At 35.6% G+C, this 16,360-nt stretch carries 16 protein-coding genes and 2 riboswitches; all 16 genes read right to left on the bottom strand.

The genetic code is table 11. From position 1 onward, the window contains the following. Nucleotides 1-1,136: 1,136 nt before the first annotated feature. Nucleotides 1,137-2,534, bottom strand: coding sequence for a Fe-S cluster assembly protein SufB (gene sufB / locus BFG57_RS12565; RefSeq protein ID WP_069717831.1), 1,398 nt, complete (start codon nt 2,532-2,534; stop codon nt 1,137-1,139). A 52-nt stretch (nt 2,535-2,586) separates the two neighbouring features. Next, entirely contained in the window at nt 2,587-3,036 is a 450-nt protein-coding gene (sufU, locus tag BFG57_RS12560) for a Fe-S cluster assembly sulfur transfer protein SufU (protein ID WP_069717830.1), read from the bottom strand. Then, nucleotides 3,023-4,246, bottom strand: coding sequence for a cysteine desulfurase (locus BFG57_RS12555; RefSeq protein ID WP_069717829.1), 1,224 nt, complete (start codon nt 4,244-4,246; stop codon nt 3,023-3,025). The genes sufU and BFG57_RS12555 overlap by 14 nt, the downstream gene beginning before the upstream one ends. After that, nucleotides 4,246-5,547: a Fe-S cluster assembly protein SufD gene (sufD, locus tag BFG57_RS12550; RefSeq protein ID WP_069717828.1), complete on the bottom strand. Its 1,302-nt coding sequence runs from the start codon at nt 5,545-5,547 to the stop codon at nt 4,246-4,248. Before sufD ends, BFG57_RS12555 begins: the two co-directional genes overlap by 1 nt. A gap of 18 nt (nt 5,548-5,565) precedes the next feature. After that, nucleotides 5,566-6,348 (bottom strand): Fe-S cluster assembly ATPase SufC, encoded by a 783-nt coding sequence (gene sufC, locus BFG57_RS12545; RefSeq protein WP_069717827.1) that lies wholly within the window; start codon nt 6,346-6,348, stop codon nt 5,566-5,568. Between the two features lie 342 nt (nt 6,349-6,690). Continuing rightward, complete coding sequence (locus tag BFG57_RS18990; RefSeq protein ID WP_175428343.1) at nt 6,691-6,834, bottom strand: hypothetical protein; 144 nt, start codon at nt 6,832-6,834, stop codon at nt 6,691-6,693. Between the two features lie 418 nt (nt 6,835-7,252). Continuing rightward, a complete protein-coding gene (locus BFG57_RS12540; protein WP_069717826.1) occupies nt 7,253-7,621 on the bottom strand; it encodes a carboxymuconolactone decarboxylase family protein in 369 nt (122 codons plus the stop codon). 157 nt (nt 7,622-7,778) lie between these two features. Continuing rightward, complete coding sequence (locus tag BFG57_RS12535; protein ID WP_069717825.1) at nt 7,779-8,627, bottom strand: MetQ/NlpA family ABC transporter substrate-binding protein; 849 nt, start codon at nt 8,625-8,627, stop codon at nt 7,779-7,781. A gap of 58 nt (nt 8,628-8,685) precedes the next feature. Next, on the bottom strand, nt 8,686-9,342 hold the full coding sequence (locus BFG57_RS12530) for a methionine ABC transporter permease (protein WP_069717824.1): 657 nt from the start codon (nt 9,340-9,342) through the stop codon (nt 8,686-8,688). Continuing rightward, the gene (locus tag BFG57_RS12525) at nt 9,335-10,360 is read right to left on the bottom strand and encodes a methionine ABC transporter ATP-binding protein (protein ID WP_069717823.1); all 1,026 of its coding nucleotides are present in this window, start codon (nt 10,358-10,360) and stop codon (nt 9,335-9,337) included. Before BFG57_RS12525 ends, BFG57_RS12530 begins: the two co-directional genes overlap by 8 nt. A 183-nt stretch (nt 10,361-10,543) precedes the next feature. Then, a riboswitch (SAM riboswitch) is annotated at nt 10,544-10,658 on the bottom strand. Nucleotides 10,659-10,757: 99 nt separating this feature from the next. After that, nucleotides 10,758-12,074 carry an O-acetylhomoserine aminocarboxypropyltransferase/cysteine synthase family protein gene (locus tag BFG57_RS12520; protein WP_069717822.1) on the bottom strand — a complete coding sequence of 439 codons (1,317 nt, stop codon included), beginning with the start codon at nt 12,072-12,074 and terminating at the stop codon, nt 10,758-10,760. A gap of 256 nt (nt 12,075-12,330) precedes the next feature. Beyond that, nucleotides 12,331-12,445: riboswitch (SAM riboswitch) on the bottom strand. A 191-nt stretch (nt 12,446-12,636) separates the two neighbouring features. After that, complete coding sequence (locus BFG57_RS12515) at nt 12,637-12,984, bottom strand: SCP2 sterol-binding domain-containing protein (protein WP_069717821.1); 348 nt, start codon at nt 12,982-12,984, stop codon at nt 12,637-12,639. A gap of 406 nt (nt 12,985-13,390) precedes the next feature. Then, on the bottom strand, nt 13,391-14,401 hold the full coding sequence (locus tag BFG57_RS12510) for an anti-sigma factor domain-containing protein (protein WP_069717820.1): 1,011 nt from the start codon (nt 14,399-14,401) through the stop codon (nt 13,391-13,393). Continuing rightward, entirely contained in the window at nt 14,401-15,168 is a 768-nt protein-coding gene (sigI, locus tag BFG57_RS12505; protein ID WP_069717819.1) for an RNA polymerase sigma-I factor, read from the bottom strand. Before sigI ends, BFG57_RS12510 begins: the two co-directional genes overlap by 1 nt. A gap of 255 nt (nt 15,169-15,423) precedes the next feature. Next, nucleotides 15,424-15,729, bottom strand: a complete 306-nt coding sequence (locus BFG57_RS12500) for a thioredoxin family protein (RefSeq protein ID WP_069717818.1) — start codon at nt 15,727-15,729, stop codon at nt 15,424-15,426. Between the two features lie 9 nt (nt 15,730-15,738). After that, the gene (locus BFG57_RS12495; protein WP_069717817.1) at nt 15,739-16,092 is read right to left on the bottom strand and encodes a toprim domain-containing protein; all 354 of its coding nucleotides are present in this window, start codon (nt 16,090-16,092) and stop codon (nt 15,739-15,741) included. Nucleotides 16,093-16,360 lie beyond the last annotated feature (268 nt).

Genomic DNA, 16,360 nt, shown 5'->3' with positions numbered 1-16,360 from the left:
CTTTTTTTATATCACTTGCATAATAGTAATCTAAGTTACGAAAACCTGAGTTACTTTTTCCTTCCCACCCAAAATCATAATGTGAAGATGTTATTGAAATGCCATCATCATCAAAATAATGCCTAACAGCGCCTTTCTTTGATCCCAAAGCTGGTGCCCCTTCTATGTTATAAATCACATATGCACAGCCTTAAAACCATCAGGTAAAATAAATGCCTTATCATAAGCCACTGTATAAGTACTATAAATAAAATATTCTCACAATATAACGTCTTTTCACTTATAGAACCTTCCCCTACTTTGTATAAATGTTGTTTTGAGCATATCATATACTTATTAATAAAATACAAATAAACCAATACAACAAGTAGACACCAAGAGCCAATTCGCCCTTTTACAATTTGTTCAGTTTATTTTACATAAAAAAACCCTGACATATATCAGGGCTAATGATATTAATTATTCGCTTCGTAACTTGGATTCTCTAACATGAATTTACCTATTTCTAATAGGTCACCTTCATTAATCTCACCATCTACAACAATATCAGTATTATAAATTGCAAGCGCTGGCTCTGACGGGTCTTTAAATAAATACCTTGCATCAATACCTAAATCAAGTAAAGAATTTCTCCAGTGTGGTTAACGTCCAACAATTTTTATTGTTATTTTTCCTTTATCACACTCTTCATCAGTTAAATTTCTTTCTATTGAAAAACTTGAATTTGTTGGTTTTGAAGAAATAGATGGAATAAAATTAGTTAAAACAATTGAAGAAACAAAGTAAGTATATAAATGATCAGACTTGTATGAATATTGCTTAAGTATATTAGGATTAACTTGAAAAGATATTTTAAACAGTAATTAGTTTATTGGAGTGAGCTTAAATTCCTTTAAGGTGGGATTATAAGAGGTAAGTTATAAACCCATCAGAGTTCAATTTGGATAGTTTCAAACCATTTTTAAGACTAATTATAATAATAACTACCAATACACATTCAGATAAGAAAGAAGTCGCGAACAACAGTAGTTTGATTTGTATAAAAAAATAAAGGAGTCGGCACAAAATCGGCACGACTCCTTTATTAAGATAACTGATTCTTAACTGAACCTTTTAATACCATAGGATTTCAGCTATTAACCAATTGAACCTTCCATTTCGAACTTGATTAAGCGATTCATCTCTACTGCATATTCCATTGGAAGCTCACGAGTAAATGGTTCAATGAAGCCCATTACGATCATTTCTGTCGCTTCTTCCTCAGAGATACCACGACTCATAAGGTAGAACAGTTGCTCTTCTGATACTTTCGAAACTTTCGCTTCGTGCTCTAATGAAATATTTTCATTTAGAATTTCATTATATGGAATTGTATCAGAAGTTGATTTGTTATCCATGATGAGTGTATCACACTCAATGTTAGAACGTGCACCATCTGCTTTACGTCCGAAGTGAACGATACCACGATATGTTACTTTTCCACCATGTTTTGAAATCGATTTTGATACGATTGTAGATGACGTATTTGGTGCAAGGTGAATCATCTTCGCACCTGCATCTTGGTGTTGACCTTTTCCAGCTAATGCAATTGAAAGTGTCATACCACGTGCACCTTCACCTTTTAAAATGACAGCAGGATATTTCATTGTCAGTTTTGAACCAATATTACCGTCAACCCATTCCATCGTTGCGTTCTCTTCACACACAGTTCGCTTCGTCACGAGGTTAAATACGTTATTCGCCCAGTTTTGGATTGTTGTATAACGGCAGTAAGCATTTTTCTTAACGATAATTTCTACTACTGCGCTGTGCAGTGAATTCGTTGTATAAACAGGTGCAGTACAACCCTCTACATAGTGGACAGAAGAATCTTCATCAGCAATGATTAACGTACGTTCAAATTGTCCCATATTCTCTGAATTAATTCGGAAATATGCTTGTAGTGGTGTGTCTGTTTTTACACCCTTTGGTACATAGATGAATGATCCACCAGACCATACAGCTGAATTCAACGCAGAGAACTTGTTATCAGCCGGTGGTACAACTGTACCGAAATATTGTCTAAATAAATCTTCGTTCTCACGTAGAGCTGAATCAGTATCCTTGAAAATAATTCCCATTTTCTCCAAGTCTTCTTGCATATTATGGTATACAACCTCAGATTCGTACTGTGCTGATACACCTGCAAGATATTTCTGTTCAGCTTCTGGGATACCTAACTTATCAAAAGTACGTTTGATTTCTTCTGGTACCTCATCCCATGAACGCTCAGACTTCTCTGAAGGTTTTACATAATACGTAATTTCATCAAAGTTTAAGTCTGCCATATCTCCGCCCCATTGTGGCATAGGCATGTTATAGAAATGTTCAAGTGACTTCAAACGGAAGTCCAACATCCATTGTGGTTCTTCCTTCATGTTAGAAATCTCTTCAACGATTTCCTTTGTTAAACCACGTTTTGACCGGAAGATGGAAACGTCTTTATCATGGAAGCCATATTTATAATCACCAATTTCAGGCATTTTTTTAGCCATCTATCGTTCCCTCCTTATATATGGTTAACCTCTCATTTTTCGCTGAGTGGTTCTAATTGTTATCTTGTTCTGAAACACCTTTTTCAAGTGCTTTCCAAGCTAATGTTGCACATTTAATACGTGCTGGAAATTTAGAGACTCCTTGTAAAGCCTCAATATCACCTAAATCCAAATCCTCTTCATCATACTCTTTATCCTGCATCATATCAGAGAATACTTTTGAGAGCTTTAATGCTTCTTCCACTTCTAATCCTTTAATAGCTTGAGTCATCATAGATGCTGAAGACATACTGATTGAACAGCCCTCTCCATCATATTTAACGTCAGCAATCTTCCCATCTTCTAGCTTTAAATGAAGTTGAATACGATCACCACAAGTAGGATTATTCATGTCAATTGTCACATTATCATCTTCCAAAGTACCACGATTACGTGGATTCTTATAATGATCCATAATGACTTGACGATATAACTGATCAAGATTCACATTATATGAAGACATCGCCGAAATACTCCTTTGTCTTAATTAATCCATTTACAAGCAGATCGACATCTTGTTCTGTATTGTAAAGATAGAAGCTTGCACGTGCTGTAGCACTAACATTAAGCCATTTCATTAATGGTTGTGCACAATGGTGTCCTGCTCGCACTGCAATCCCTTCTGTATCAAGAACAGTCGCGACATCATGAGGGTGAACATCTGCAATATTGAATGTAACTAGGCCTGCTCTCACTTTCGGTCCATAGATTTCCATACCTTCAACATCAGATAAACGGTTTAATGCGTATTGTGCCAATTTATGTTCATGTTGTTCAATATTATCTAGACCTATTTCTTCAAGAAAATCAATCGCAGCACCTAAACCAATTGCACCAGCAATAATTGGTGTTCCACCTTCAAATTTCCAAGGAAGCTCTTTCCAAGTTGAATCATAGAGGTCAACAAAATCAATCATTTCTCCTCCAAACTCAACAGGCTCCATTTGTTCAAGAAGAGCTTTCTTACCATATAAAACCCCTACACCGGTAGGACCACACATCTTATGTGCAGAAAAAGCGTAAAAATCACAATCAAGATCTTGTACGTCAACTTTCATATGTGGAGTACTTTGTGCCCCATCAACTACCATAATTGCACCGTTCTCATGCGCAATTTTTGTAATTTCTTTGATTGGATTAATCGTACCAAGTACATTTGACACATACATCATTGACACTATTTTCGTCTGTTTAGTAACTGTTTTCCGCACATCATCTAACGAGATTGTCCCGTCTTCTTGAAGTGGAATATATTTCAATGTTGCACCTGTTACTTTCGCTACTTGTTGCCATGGAATGATGTTACTGTGGTGTTCCATTGGTGTAATAACAATTTCATCACCTTCAGATAAGTTTTCCCTTCCATAGCTTGATGCAACAGTATTAATCGCAGTTGTCGTTCCACGCATGAAAATAATTTCTTCGATCTTATCAGCGTTAATAAATTTACGAACCTTTTCACGTGCACCTTCATATCCATCTGTTGCACGTGTTCCTAACGTATGCACACCACGATGAACGTTAGAGTTGTATTCACGATAATATTTATCCATTGCCTCTATAACAGAACGCGGTTTCTGAGAAGTCGCTGCACTGTCTAAGTATACAAGTGGATGTCCATTGACATGTTGATTAAGGATAGGAAATTGTTCGCGAATTAATTTCGCATCCATTATCGAACTTTCCTTTCAATCACATCGACAAGTTGCTTCTTAACTCCTTCGATAGGTAGCTCGTTTACAACTGGAGCAAGGAAACCATGAATAACAAGTCGTTCTGCTTCTTTTTGTGGAATTCCACGGCTCATTAAGTAGTACAATTGCATCGGATCAACACGTCCGACAGATGCAGCATGCCCTGCCGTTACATCATCCTCATCAATAAGTAGAATTGGATTCGCATCTCCACGTGCCTTCTCGCTTAACATCAATACACGAGAAGATTGCTCTGCGTTCGACTTAGAAGCACCATGTTCGATTTTACCGATACCGTTAAAGATAGAAGTTGCTGCGTCTTTAACAACACCATGATTTAAAATATATCCTTCTGAATTCTTACCGAAGTGAGTAATTCGAGTTGTAAAGTTTTGTTTTTGCTCTCCACGACCAACAGTTACTGTCTTCGTATCAGCGAAAGAACCGTCCCCTAATAAGTTTGTCGTATTATCAGAAACAGTATATCCTTCATTCATTTGACCAAGTGCCCATTCAACTCGTGCATCACGACCGACTATACCGCGACGATTCACATAAGTTGTCATGCCGTTAGCAAAATGATCCACCGCTCCGTAGTTAACTTTTGCATTTGCACCTGCAATTACTTCTGAGATTACATTGGCTACTGACTCTTTATCATCGAATGACAAATAATTCTCAATGTATGTAACAGAGCTATTATCTTCTGCTACAACGATAACATGATTAAAGAGAGCAGTTTCCTTCTCTTTCCAGTAGATTGCTTGAATTGGCTGAGTCAGTTCAACATTTTTAGGTACGTAAATAAACGTTCCTGCATTCATCAAGGCAGCATGTAGTGCTGTTAGACGATGTTCATCAACCTTAACCGCATCCGTCATATAATACTTGCGTAACAAGTCACTATGTTCACGTGCTGCTGTATGAATATCGGTAAAAATAACACCTTTTTCAGTTAAATCTTCTGTTAACGATGTATACACATTCACGCCATTTCGTTGTAATAACAAATTTTGTGATTTTGAATCTAAGTCAATTAATTCTTTGATTGACTCAGGTAAACTATCTAAGTTATCTAAAGACTCTTCACCTAGTTCATGGGCAAACTCTGTGAAGTTCCACTTATCAATTTTTGTTTTATCTGCTACTGGAAGTGGAAGGTCTACTACCTTTTCCAGTGCTTGAATACGAATTTCTTGTAACCAATCTGGCTCTTGCAACTGACTTGATAATTGGCTGACGTATTCCTTATCAAATGGGAGTTTTGTTTCAACAGTCATACTATTCCTCCTTACAGCTTACGCTTCCTGTCCAACTGTTTCGTCTTCAATACCTAGTTCTTGTTTAATCCAATCATAACCCTCTGCTTCTAAACGTTCAGCCAATTCAGTACCGCCTGATTTCACAACACGTCCTTGCATCATAACGTGTACCTTATCTGGAGTGATATAGTTAAGTAGACGTTGGTAGTGAGTAATGATCAAACAGCCAAAATCATCTCCACGCATTTCATTAATACCTTTTGATACAACTTTTAGTGCATCAATATCTAATCCAGAATCAATTTCATCAAGAATTGCAATTTTCGGTTCTAGCATCATCAATTGAAGAATTTCATTACGCTTCTTCTCACCACCAGAGAAGCCTTCATTTAAATAACGCTGTGCCATATTCGGATCCATTTCTAAGAAATCCATTGTTTTATCCATTGATTTGATGAATTTCATCAATTGAATTTCTTCGCCTTCTTCACGACGAGCATTAATTGAAGAACGTAAGAAATCTGCGTTTGTTACACCACTGATTTCACTCGGATACTGCATAGCAAGGAAAAGACCTGCGCGTCCACGCTCGTCAACTTCCATCTCAAGTACGTCTTCACCATCTAAAGTAACTGAACCTTTAGTAATTTCGTATTTAGGATGACCCATAATTGCAGAAGCTAACGTTGATTTACCAGTACCGTTAGGACCCATAATTGCATGAATCTCTCCGCCATTGATTTCTAAGTTTACACCTTTAAGAATTTCTTTACCGTCGATCTCAACATGAAGATCTTGAATTTTTAATGTTGATGACATAACATTTACCTCCATTTAATCCTAATTCATGTTTCTATTGTATACCCGTTAAGGAAAAGGTCAATCTTTAATTCTCATTTTATTCTCATTCTAATTTTATAACAAATAAAAGATGATATCAACCAGTTAACACCATATCTATAGTAATAATATAATTTCCTTAGAAAAGGTTGTTTTGATCAGTAACATTACAGCCCTGTACTCTGCTATTTATTTTAGTATTGCTTCATTGTTTGAAACCATTCAATACTTGAACATAATCCTATTATCTACTATAAAATACTTAAGAAGACCAGCAGTTTATCTCTCTACTGGTCTAAAATATTTAAAGCTACTATATTTTCAAAACAATTTGCTAGTAGTTAACTTTGTTAATATTTGCTGACTTTTCTCGTCTTCCTTCTCCTGACAGCTTTGAACGGCTAAGCGACAATCGAACGTCTGACTAAAAACCTTGAGTAACCTAGCCAATTGACTTGTAGCCAACGTATTATCTACTTAAAGGACAGTCATGAGGAGTCATTTCTTTTAATTTTGATTACATCCTTAATCTTAACACGCTAGGTTGGCGCTAACAAATAAAGCTACACAATACGTATAAGGACAATCTCACTATAAACTCCAATGAATAATAGGAGCTTAGATTCTTCTTAAATATCATTCATTATCAACAGGTTACTCTCATTAACTCTACATTTACACATTCTCATAGTAAGTTCAACCAATAAGGGGAATTTAGTAAGTTCATGTAACTACATTTTTACTTAATTTCATTTACAATTGAATGTCTCTAAAAAGTCAGTATCCTTATTTTCTTGAGAATCTATTGCTCTATACCTTATTTCAAGACACATTGATATTGAAAAAAACCCTTCCTAAATGAGAACGGAAGAGTTTTTCATTCTTAATGTTTTACCTGTTGTAACTCTTGAATGGCTTCTTGTACAAGAGTTACACCTTGACTCATTGCAGCACCACCACCAAAAGCTGATGCAACAGCCGTCGTTTCTAATATCTCTTGTTCAGTTGCCCCATTATCAAGACAACCTTTCGTATGATAAATTATGCAATATTCATCTTGAGAATAGATGCTAATGCCTAAGGCAATCATTTGTTTTTCTTTTTCTGAAACTTCGCCACCCTTGAAACAAGCCTCTGTAAAAGCATTAAAATGATGAGCAAACTCAGGTAGTTTCTGTGTAAATACACCTAGACCTGCTTTGTAAGCATGTAAAGCTTCCTCTGTTGAATTTCTTGGTTCAAATTGTTCCATCATTAACCCATCCTTCCCACAAGAGTATACCTCGTTAGTATGAGTTAATTACATTTCGTTATCCTTAGAAAAACATATTACATCTGTTCATTAATTTGTTATTCTAGTAAACAAAATAAAAAGGGTAGCAACATGAATTGCTACCCTACTAACAAACTTATTCCTTCACTGGTACAACTGCACCGTTATATTCTTCGATAATATAGTTTTGAATTTCCTCTGAATGTAATACGTCAACTAGCGCTTTAATTGACTCATTGTTTTCATCACCTGTACGTACTGCAATAATATTCACATATGGTGATTCTTCCCCTTCAAGTGCGATTGCATCTTCCAATGGATTCAAATCAGCATCAATTGCATAATTCGTATTAATTAAGACGATATCACCTTCACCATTGTTATACACTTGTGGAAGGAAACCAGCATCAATATCTGCTTCGAATTCAAAGTTTTTTGGATTTTCAGCAATATCATCAAATGTTGCTGTCGTTTTATCAACATCTTCTTTTAAAGTGATAAGTCCTTGGACTTCTAATAAAGAAAGAACACGACCATGGTCTGCGACAGAATTACTCATAATTACTTTCGCACCATCTGGTAGCTCATCAAGTGATGAATATTTTTGAGAGTAGATCCCAATAGGCTCAATGTGAATCCCACCAGCATTTGTGAAATCATAACCATTTTCTGCGATTTGATCCTCAAGATATGGGATGTGTTGGAAATAGTTCGCGTCGATTTCTTTATCTTCTAGTGCTTTGTTAGGCAAAATGTAATCTTGGAACGGCACAATCTCTAACTCAATACCTTCTTCTTCTAACAACGGCTTTGCTTGTTCAAGAATTTCTGCGTGAGGCACATTAGAAGCTCCCACTACTATTTTTGTTGCTTCAACTTGAGTTGCTTCTCCTTCTTCAGCTGGAGCAGTTTCTCCACCTTGTCCACATGCTGCTAATGCAACAAGAAGTAATGCTGAAAAAACAATCGTAAATAACTTTTTCATTTTGTCTCCCTCTCTTTTCTGTGATGTTTTATATTATCTTCATATAGAAGAATGATACCTATCGTTTATCGGTTTTCATCGTAACTGCATCACCGATAAGTTGAATAATAAATACAATGATTAGAATAACTACAGTTGCTACAAACGTTACATCATTATTGCTTCGTTGAAAGCCTTCTAAAAATGCAAGTGTTCCTAATCCACCTGCTCCAACGACACCCGCCATGGCTGTATAACCTACAAGAGCAATCGCTGTAACTGTGATTCCGGAGATTAATGCAGGCATTGACTCTGGTAACAATACTTTAAAAATAATAGTACTTGTCCTTGCTCCCATAGAACGAGCTGCTTCAATTACACCTTTATCAACTTCTCGAAGGGCTATCTCAACCATTCGTGCATAAAATGGTGCTGCTCCAATAATAAGTGCAGGTAATGCTGCTTTAGCTCCTAAAATTGTACCTACAATTGCCTTTGTAAAAGGAATTAACAATATAATGAGAATAATAAAAGGAATAGAACGAAACACATTAACAAATGCCGCAGTAATCCCATTAAGGATTTTGTTCTCCCATAAGTTCCCTTTCGAAGTTAAAAATAAAAGTAAACCAAGTAATATTCCAAATATAAAAGTAAACAGTACAGACACACTTGTCATATATAACGTCTCAACTGTCGCCTCCCAAACCTTGTCCCATTTCACATTTTCAAACATTTTCGATTACCTCCACATCAACGTTAATTTCTTCAATGAAGGCCAGCGCATTATTCACTTCTTCATGTGGTCCATCAAGATGAACAACTAAAGTGCCATATGCACCTGTTTTCGTTTGAGAAATCTTCCCCTGTAAAATGTTCACATTCAGATTGAATGTACGAATCAATTGAGTAATAAGAGGTTGTTCTGCTTTATCACCAACAAATGTAAGTTGAATCACTTTACCATTTGGATATTTCTCAATAAGATGATCAATTGTTTCATGGCTGTCAGTAGGTTCTGTTACTTGCTTAACAAAACGTTTTGTTATTTCCTCTTTCGGCTTACGAAAGACGTCTAGTACTGGACCTTGCTCAACGACTTTACCATTTTCCATCACAGCAACTCTGTGACATATTTTACGTATAACATGCATTTCATGTGTGATAAGCACAATTGTCAAACCTAGTTGTTCATTAATTTCAACAAGAAGGTCAAGAATGGAATCGGTCGTTTGCGGGTCAAGTGCTGAAGTTGCTTCATCACATAGCAACACTTTTGGACGGTTAGCCAATGCCCTCGCTATACCGACACGCTGTTTCTGTCCACCACTTAACTGTGATGGATATGAATCTTCACGACCTTCTAAACCAACTAAGCGAATAAGCTCATCAACCCGCTTCTTTCTCTCTTCCTTTCCAACTCCTGCTATTTCAAGAGGAAAAGCAATATTGTCTCGAACTGTTCTCGACCAAAGAAGATTAAAGTGTTGAAAGACCATACTTATTTCTTGTCTTGCCTCACGTAACTGTTTTCCTTGAAGATTCGAAATGTTATGACCATCTATGATAATATCTCCACCACTAGGTGTTTCCAATTTATTCAGCATTCGAATCAGTGTTGATTTACCAGCACCACTATAACCAATAATTCCAAATATTTCGCTTTTTTCTACGGTAAGATCGACTTTTTCAACAGCAGTGACATTACCACTTCTCGTTGAAAATACTTTCTTAATATTTCTCAATTCAATCATATAAGACCACCTCTTTCACACTTATGCTACATATCACTAAGTTGACTGTTTCATTTACTTTCATTATTCCATTGTCTATAATGATAGACTTCCTCTATAAGGACTGGTCCATTACACAAAACAAAATAAAAAACCTTTCTGCGCACAAATGAGCAGAAAGGTTAATATATTTCGATTTCCTTTCTCTCATCTCTCAAAGCAACATTGCTTTGCAGGAATTGGCACCATTTCAAACATGATCTGTTTGATGGTTGCCGGGCTTCACAGGGCACAGTCCCTCCACCTCTCTTGATAAGAGTCATAGACAACTATTAAATTTAAGTAAATTAATTATGTTGAAAATATTAGCACGGTATTCTAAAGGTGTCAACAAATAAAATTTACCATTCTTATTATGTTATACTTCCGCTTTGTCAACTTTTAATGCTGTTCCAGTTGCTTTTTCAATAGCTTGATCTAGATCATTAATTAAATCCTCTATATGTTCAATGCCTACAGACAAACGAATTAAATCTTCTGACACACCTGATTTTTTTAGATCCTCAGCGTTCAATTGTCGATGCGTCGTACTTGCTGGATGTATAATTAAACTCTTTGCATCACCTACATTTGCAACATGGGACCATAGCTGAAGATTGTTAATTAGGGCAGAACCCGCTTCTCTTCCTCCCTTAATACCGAATACAATAACCGAACCTGCCCCCTTAGACAAATACTTCTTCGTTAACTCATACGCTGGATGATTTTCTAGTTCAGGATAAAGTACCCATTCAACTGCAGGATGCTCTTCCAAGTACTTTACGATTTCACGTGTATTTGCTACATGCTCTTTCATTCGTACGTGTAAGGTCTCTAACCCAAGACTCAGCTGATGAGCATTAAATGGACTAAGAGCAGCACCCGTATCCCTTAATAATTGAACACGGGCTTTAATAATATATGCCACTGGTCCTAACGCATCTGAATACACAAGATTATGGTAGCTTGGATCAGGTTCTGTAAAGCCTGGAAATTTATCAGAACTCCAATCAAAATTACCTGCATCGACAACGATTCCTCCTAGAGCAGTTCCATTTCCTCCGATCCATTTAGTAGCTGAATGGACAACGATGTCTGCCCCATATTCAATCGGTCGTAATAAATATGGTGTAGCAAATGTATTATCTACGATTAACGGAACACCTTCTCCATGAGCAACTTTGGCGACTTCTTCGATATCAAGAACATGTAAGCTTGGATTACCGATTGTTTCTGCAAATACAGCCTTAGTTTTCGGTGTTATTGCCTTTCTAAAATTCTCAACATCAGTAGGGTCAACAAAGTGAACTTTAATTCCAAACTTAGGTAAAGTTTGAGCAAATAAATTATACGTACCTCCATACAATGTCGATGCACTAACGATTTCGTCCCCTGCTTCCGCAAGATTAAGAATTGCATTTGTGATTGCTGCTGAACCACTTGCAAAAGCTAATGCTCCAACCCCACCTTCTAACAGAGCGACTCTATCTTCAAATGCACTAACTGTTGGATTTGTAATACGAGTGTAGATATTCCCTTGTTCTTTTAAAGCAAATAAATCAGCTGCATGTTCAGTACTTTGAAAATGATAAGCATTTGTTGGATATATCGGCAGTGCTTGTGCACCCGTCTGATCATCTCGTCGTAGTCCACCATGAATCCCCAACGTCTCCAAACGATAATGTTTCTCTGTCATTTTAACTCGCTCCTTTATAATTTTAGTTTGTAATGATGAATTACATACAGAAACATGATTCTATAGATCGAAAATCCCATTAATTCAACTTCCATTTTCAGTATAAAAATCTTCTAACCAAGTCACGAAAAGGTGCTAATTTTCACCTAAAGCCACTTATATGTTCTAATCGTTAAAATTTATCACCTCAATGGATAGCACAGTAAAAAACCTCATCTTAAATTAGATGAGGACCGAACAAACGATAATATCACTCTCCTCATCTTTCAGAGTCTACACTCTGCAGGAATTAGCACCGTCATTTTCTTTTTTATTAGAAAATTGGTTGCCGGGCTTCAAAGGGCCAGTCCCTCCACCTCTCTTGATAAGATCGATTAAATTATCTTAATTGGTACATATGCTATCACCTATAAAATCAAAAGTCAACTTTATATTCTAAATTTTCTGTCTAATTAATCAAGAATTAATTTCCTTAGTCAATAATATATTTTCTTTTATCAATTAACTTACTTAAAACACGATAGAAATCCAATATGTCTATATTTATTTTTTTAAACTAACACTAAACTACATCACTTTCTATTTCTAGCGCACAGAATACAATAGCTTCAAATCGTAAAATCATCCGATAATTTCCCTCTACATGAATTCTCCCTTGTTTTATAAGGCTGAGCAATGGCGTATCACCGCTTAGGAATTCTAAAACTACCTCTTCATCACCTTTGATCGTTAAATCAATATAATCAGCGCTCTCTATTCTTCTACACAAATTCCCTTTCAAATTATAAAGGTAATTACTCTCGTCAATTACTAGACAGATATTCATTGGCTCCTTAAAAAATAATGAACTTATATAATTCGTTTGTAACAAACGTTGTTGAAGTTCGTTTATTGCAATGTCAATTACCATAGACACACAACCCCTTTGAGAGATAATCGTTATGTGAATCTTTCGATATAATTGAAGACATTCCTTGATAAACTGTTCGACATATAATTTATCGTTAGACAAATTACTGATATTTCCTGAGAAATACGTCGATGACGTATTACCCACCTTTTCTATTTGTTATCAACTATTACTTTTTAAACATATGACAAAATCAATGATACGCATTAAAAAAGTGGAGGAAAATGTCCTCCACTAACAAATATATTTCATTTTATCACTTGTCAAATAACGCTAAGCCTCTCACTTCAAACGTAGAAAAGTCAACGCAGTTAAAGTGGGAGAGTCAGCGTTAGTAATTACATGATTGGTTCAACTAATCATCAGTGGCGGATGTAGGAAAACCTCCACTGATGGAAATTTCACTTTATGCCGCTTTTTCTTCATTTTCATTTTTCTCTATTTCGTTCTCGTAAGAACTATCGTTAATTTCCTCTTCATCTCTATTTTCAATTGAACTTGAATCTAAACCTTCATCAATTGGTTGTACCTGAATATCTATTTTCTCAGGTGATGTTTGTGTTGTTTTATTTACAGATTCTTCAGAAGAATCTGCTTGCCCAATTGATTCAACTGCTGCAGGAACTTCTTCAGTAGACTCTTGTTCCTCTTCTTGAGGAGTAGTTTTAATTTCAAGTGTTTTAACAGGGTATAATTTGTCATTCAACTGTTCTACAGAAAGGGTCTTTACCTCTTCAATAGTCATAGGTACATTTTCTTTCGCTTGAAGATACATTAAATATTTCCCTGTAGAAAGCCCATTTTCACGTGCCTGTTCTCGTTGTTTACGATTTCCATTCATTGTCGTGATTGCTATTCCCGCTGTGGATACACTTTGTTCTTGCCAACTCCCCACAACCTCTTCAATAGGTTTTTCCATTGATCCACTATCATCAATTAAGATTGTAGTTACTAACATATCTTTACTGTTATCTAAATACCCCGAGGTTTTTGAAACTGTTAAAAAAGTACTGAGAAGTTGCTGAAGCGTCATATCATCAAATGAACCTATTTTTGTTAAGATTTTATTCCCATCCTCATTTAACGCTTTTAACTCAATAACTTCTAACTGTTGATTAATTCCAGCTTCGACGCTTGGATTAATATCAAGTCCAATGAAGGCAGCTACAGCATTTTCACCGGTTGATAACGGAAATGAGCTTAATAGGATAATTAAGAAAATAGCTGCTGCGGCTGTAGCTGATACGACTGGAATACTCTTTGAATAAATAGGGAATGCATATGATTCAGGAACGACAACTTCGTCGCCAATTGTTACATGTGGATATTTTTTCAATGATACTTTTTTAAATTCTCCATCTTTCGTAAGCACAACAGCTTTGCGATTATTTAAATCCATTACAATACCGCGCTTCATCATTCTCCTCCTTTCTGTGGTTCAATATAAGATTGTAGTGCTTCAAATCCTCCAATATGGATTAATGAAACGGCTATTATATACTTTCGATTCCTCTCTATCGTTTTGCGACTGCAAGAAACTTTTTTCTCCAAATGTCTTATTGGTAATCTCTTCTTAGTCATCAAATATTCTACAAACTCAGGATCTTCTGCTATTAATTTTGCTATCTGTTTTGCATTTTCACGGGCATCCCAATGTTTTGGACATTGTTTGCTTAACGTATCAAATGATATTTTAAACGTAGCAAGTAGATCTCTGTACTCCATAATCTGTTCAAGACGCTCTTCTTGCTGTTTCTTCAATTCATAGTTTTCAATTGATGTCCGCTGCTCAATGTAACTTTCTTCATACTGAACATCTTTGTCATTCTCTTCATAATCCCAAGCATAATGTTGCCTATGGCGCTGTTCTTTGCGAATGTAGTCAATAACTCGCCTTCTAATAACCATATTGGCGAATGTTAAAAATTTACTACCTTGGTTTGCTTGATATTGATCAATTGCTTCATTGAAGGCCAATAGACCAACACTGTATTCGTCCATAGATTCTGATATATATCTTTGACACACTTTAGAAATCACTTTTTTTATAAACGGTTGATACTTTTCCAATAAGTCGTTTCGAATTTCATCATTACCTTTTTGAGCTTCGAATACGAGCTCTTCTACATTTATATTTGAGTCATTTTTCTTTGGTATCCATGAAATAAATAAAAATGGGAACATTGTTTACCACCTCTTTTCGTACACCTATTACTTCTAAATCAAATTCACTAATCGTTATTTTCAATTTCAATAACTACAAAAATAGATTAGAAAAAAGTGTAGACTATTGCAATATACACAGTTATAACACAACTAATCCACTTTTACGAAAAAGTATAGAAGAATGTCTAGAAACCTTAATATTTTAGGTTTTATCTGTATTATAAGGCGTTATTTTACAATTCAATATTCCTCTCTATATTTATACTGAACCTTTTATTGTTGTTTGAAGTATCGAAATAGATAATCAACCGATTGGAATGCATATATTCGATCTTTTACTGACTTTTCATCATAAACAATTAAACAGGGTACACTTTCAACCTCCCATTTTTTCGCATAATCTGGTATATAATTCAGGTCAATTTTGTTAATTTCTAATGATGGAATCGCCTCTTCTACGATCGTAAGCATCTTACTGGCAAGCTGACATGTACCACACATTGGCGTATATAAATAAAAATAGGTTAACCCCTCTTCATCCACGATTCGTTCAAATTCTCTCTGTTTTACTGGTATCATATTTAATCCTCATTTCAACAAAAATTCAGGATTTACATCAAAATTAGCCCCTGTTAAGACCGTTGCTAAATGATTTACTGGTGATGTAGCTACTTCTCGATAAGCTCGGTCAATGTAAATATGTTCAGCTTCTGGTAATTCACGTTTGAATTGATTTCGCAGCTTATCCCCAGCCGAATCTGCATCAGCTAAAATATATACATCCTTTTCCTCTAGTATATATAGTTCAATTAATTCATCAATTTTTGTAAGACTTACTGTTCCGTTCGTGCAAATAATAGTAACAGGTTCATTAATAATAGGTTGTATCTTCTTTTTATCTGTACGTCCTTCAACTATAATTACTTTCTCTACCATAGCCATCACCTTCACCCTTAATCAAGTATGTTCAGCTTATGTACACTCCCACTTCAAGACTAAGAATACACGGTGAAGTTCGCGTGGAAGGCAACTTTAATACAATTCTTTACAGATAAATACTAAGGACTTGAAATATGAACTTTGTATGAAGCTTATCCTTATCTTTTGTAATTGTGGCTTTACATTATGCTTACATAAAAAGATTATATAAGCAAGAAACATGACCATATAGAATAAAATCACTAGCCATATAGAAAAGGCAACGGAATTA

This window comes from Bacillus solimangrovi, from assembly GCF_001742425.1.
Lineage (GTDB): Bacteria > Bacillota > Bacilli > Bacillales > Bacillaceae_N > Bacillus_AV > Bacillus_AV solimangrovi.
Note: the sequence above shows the minus strand (reverse complement) of the source record. Positions and strands in the feature narration are given on the sequence as shown.

Coding starts and splice junctions, on each gene's coding strand:
- BFG57_RS12540 (WP_069717826.1), bottom strand. CDS start 7,621: ATGGAACAATTTGAACCAAGAAATTCAACAGAGGAAGCTTTACATGCT.
- sufU (WP_069717830.1), bottom strand. CDS start 3,036: ATGTCTTCATATAATGTGAATCTTGATCAGTTATATCGTCAAGTCATT.
- sigI (WP_069717819.1), bottom strand. CDS start 15,168: ATGTTCCCATTTTTATTTATTTCATGGATACCAAAGAAAAATGACTCA.
- BFG57_RS12495 (WP_069717817.1), bottom strand. CDS start 16,092: ATGGCTATGGTAGAGAAAGTAATTATAGTTGAAGGACGTACAGATAAA.
- BFG57_RS12520 (WP_069717822.1), bottom strand. CDS start 12,074: ATGACAGAGAAACATTATCGTTTGGAGACGTTGGGGATTCATGGTGGA.
- sufC (WP_069717827.1), bottom strand. CDS start 6,348: ATGTCATCAACATTAAAAATTCAAGATCTTCATGTTGAGATCGACGGT.
- BFG57_RS12525 (WP_069717823.1), bottom strand. CDS start 10,360: ATGATTGAATTGAGAAATATTAAGAAAGTATTTTCAACGAGAAGTGGT.
- sufB (WP_069717831.1), bottom strand. CDS start 2,534: ATGGCTAAAAAAATGCCTGAAATTGGTGATTATAAATATGGCTTCCAT.
- BFG57_RS12510 (WP_069717820.1), bottom strand. CDS start 14,401: ATGAAGCGCGGTATTGTAATGGATTTAAATAATCGCAAAGCTGTTGTG.
- sufD (WP_069717828.1), bottom strand. CDS start 5,547: ATGACTGTTGAAACAAAACTCCCATTTGATAAGGAATACGTCAGCCAA.
- BFG57_RS12500 (WP_069717818.1), bottom strand. CDS start 15,729: ATGATACCAGTAAAACAGAGAGAATTTGAACGAATCGTGGATGAAGAG.
- BFG57_RS12530 (WP_069717824.1), bottom strand. CDS start 9,342: ATGTTTGAAAATGTGAAATGGGACAAGGTTTGGGAGGCGACAGTTGAG.
- BFG57_RS12555 (WP_069717829.1), bottom strand. CDS start 4,246: ATGGATGCGAAATTAATTCGCGAACAATTTCCTATCCTTAATCAACAT.
- BFG57_RS12535 (WP_069717825.1), bottom strand. CDS start 8,627: ATGAAAAAGTTATTTACGATTGTTTTTTCAGCATTACTTCTTGTTGCA.
- BFG57_RS12515 (WP_069717821.1), bottom strand. CDS start 12,984: ATGGTAATTGACATTGCAATAAACGAACTTCAACAACGTTTGTTACAA.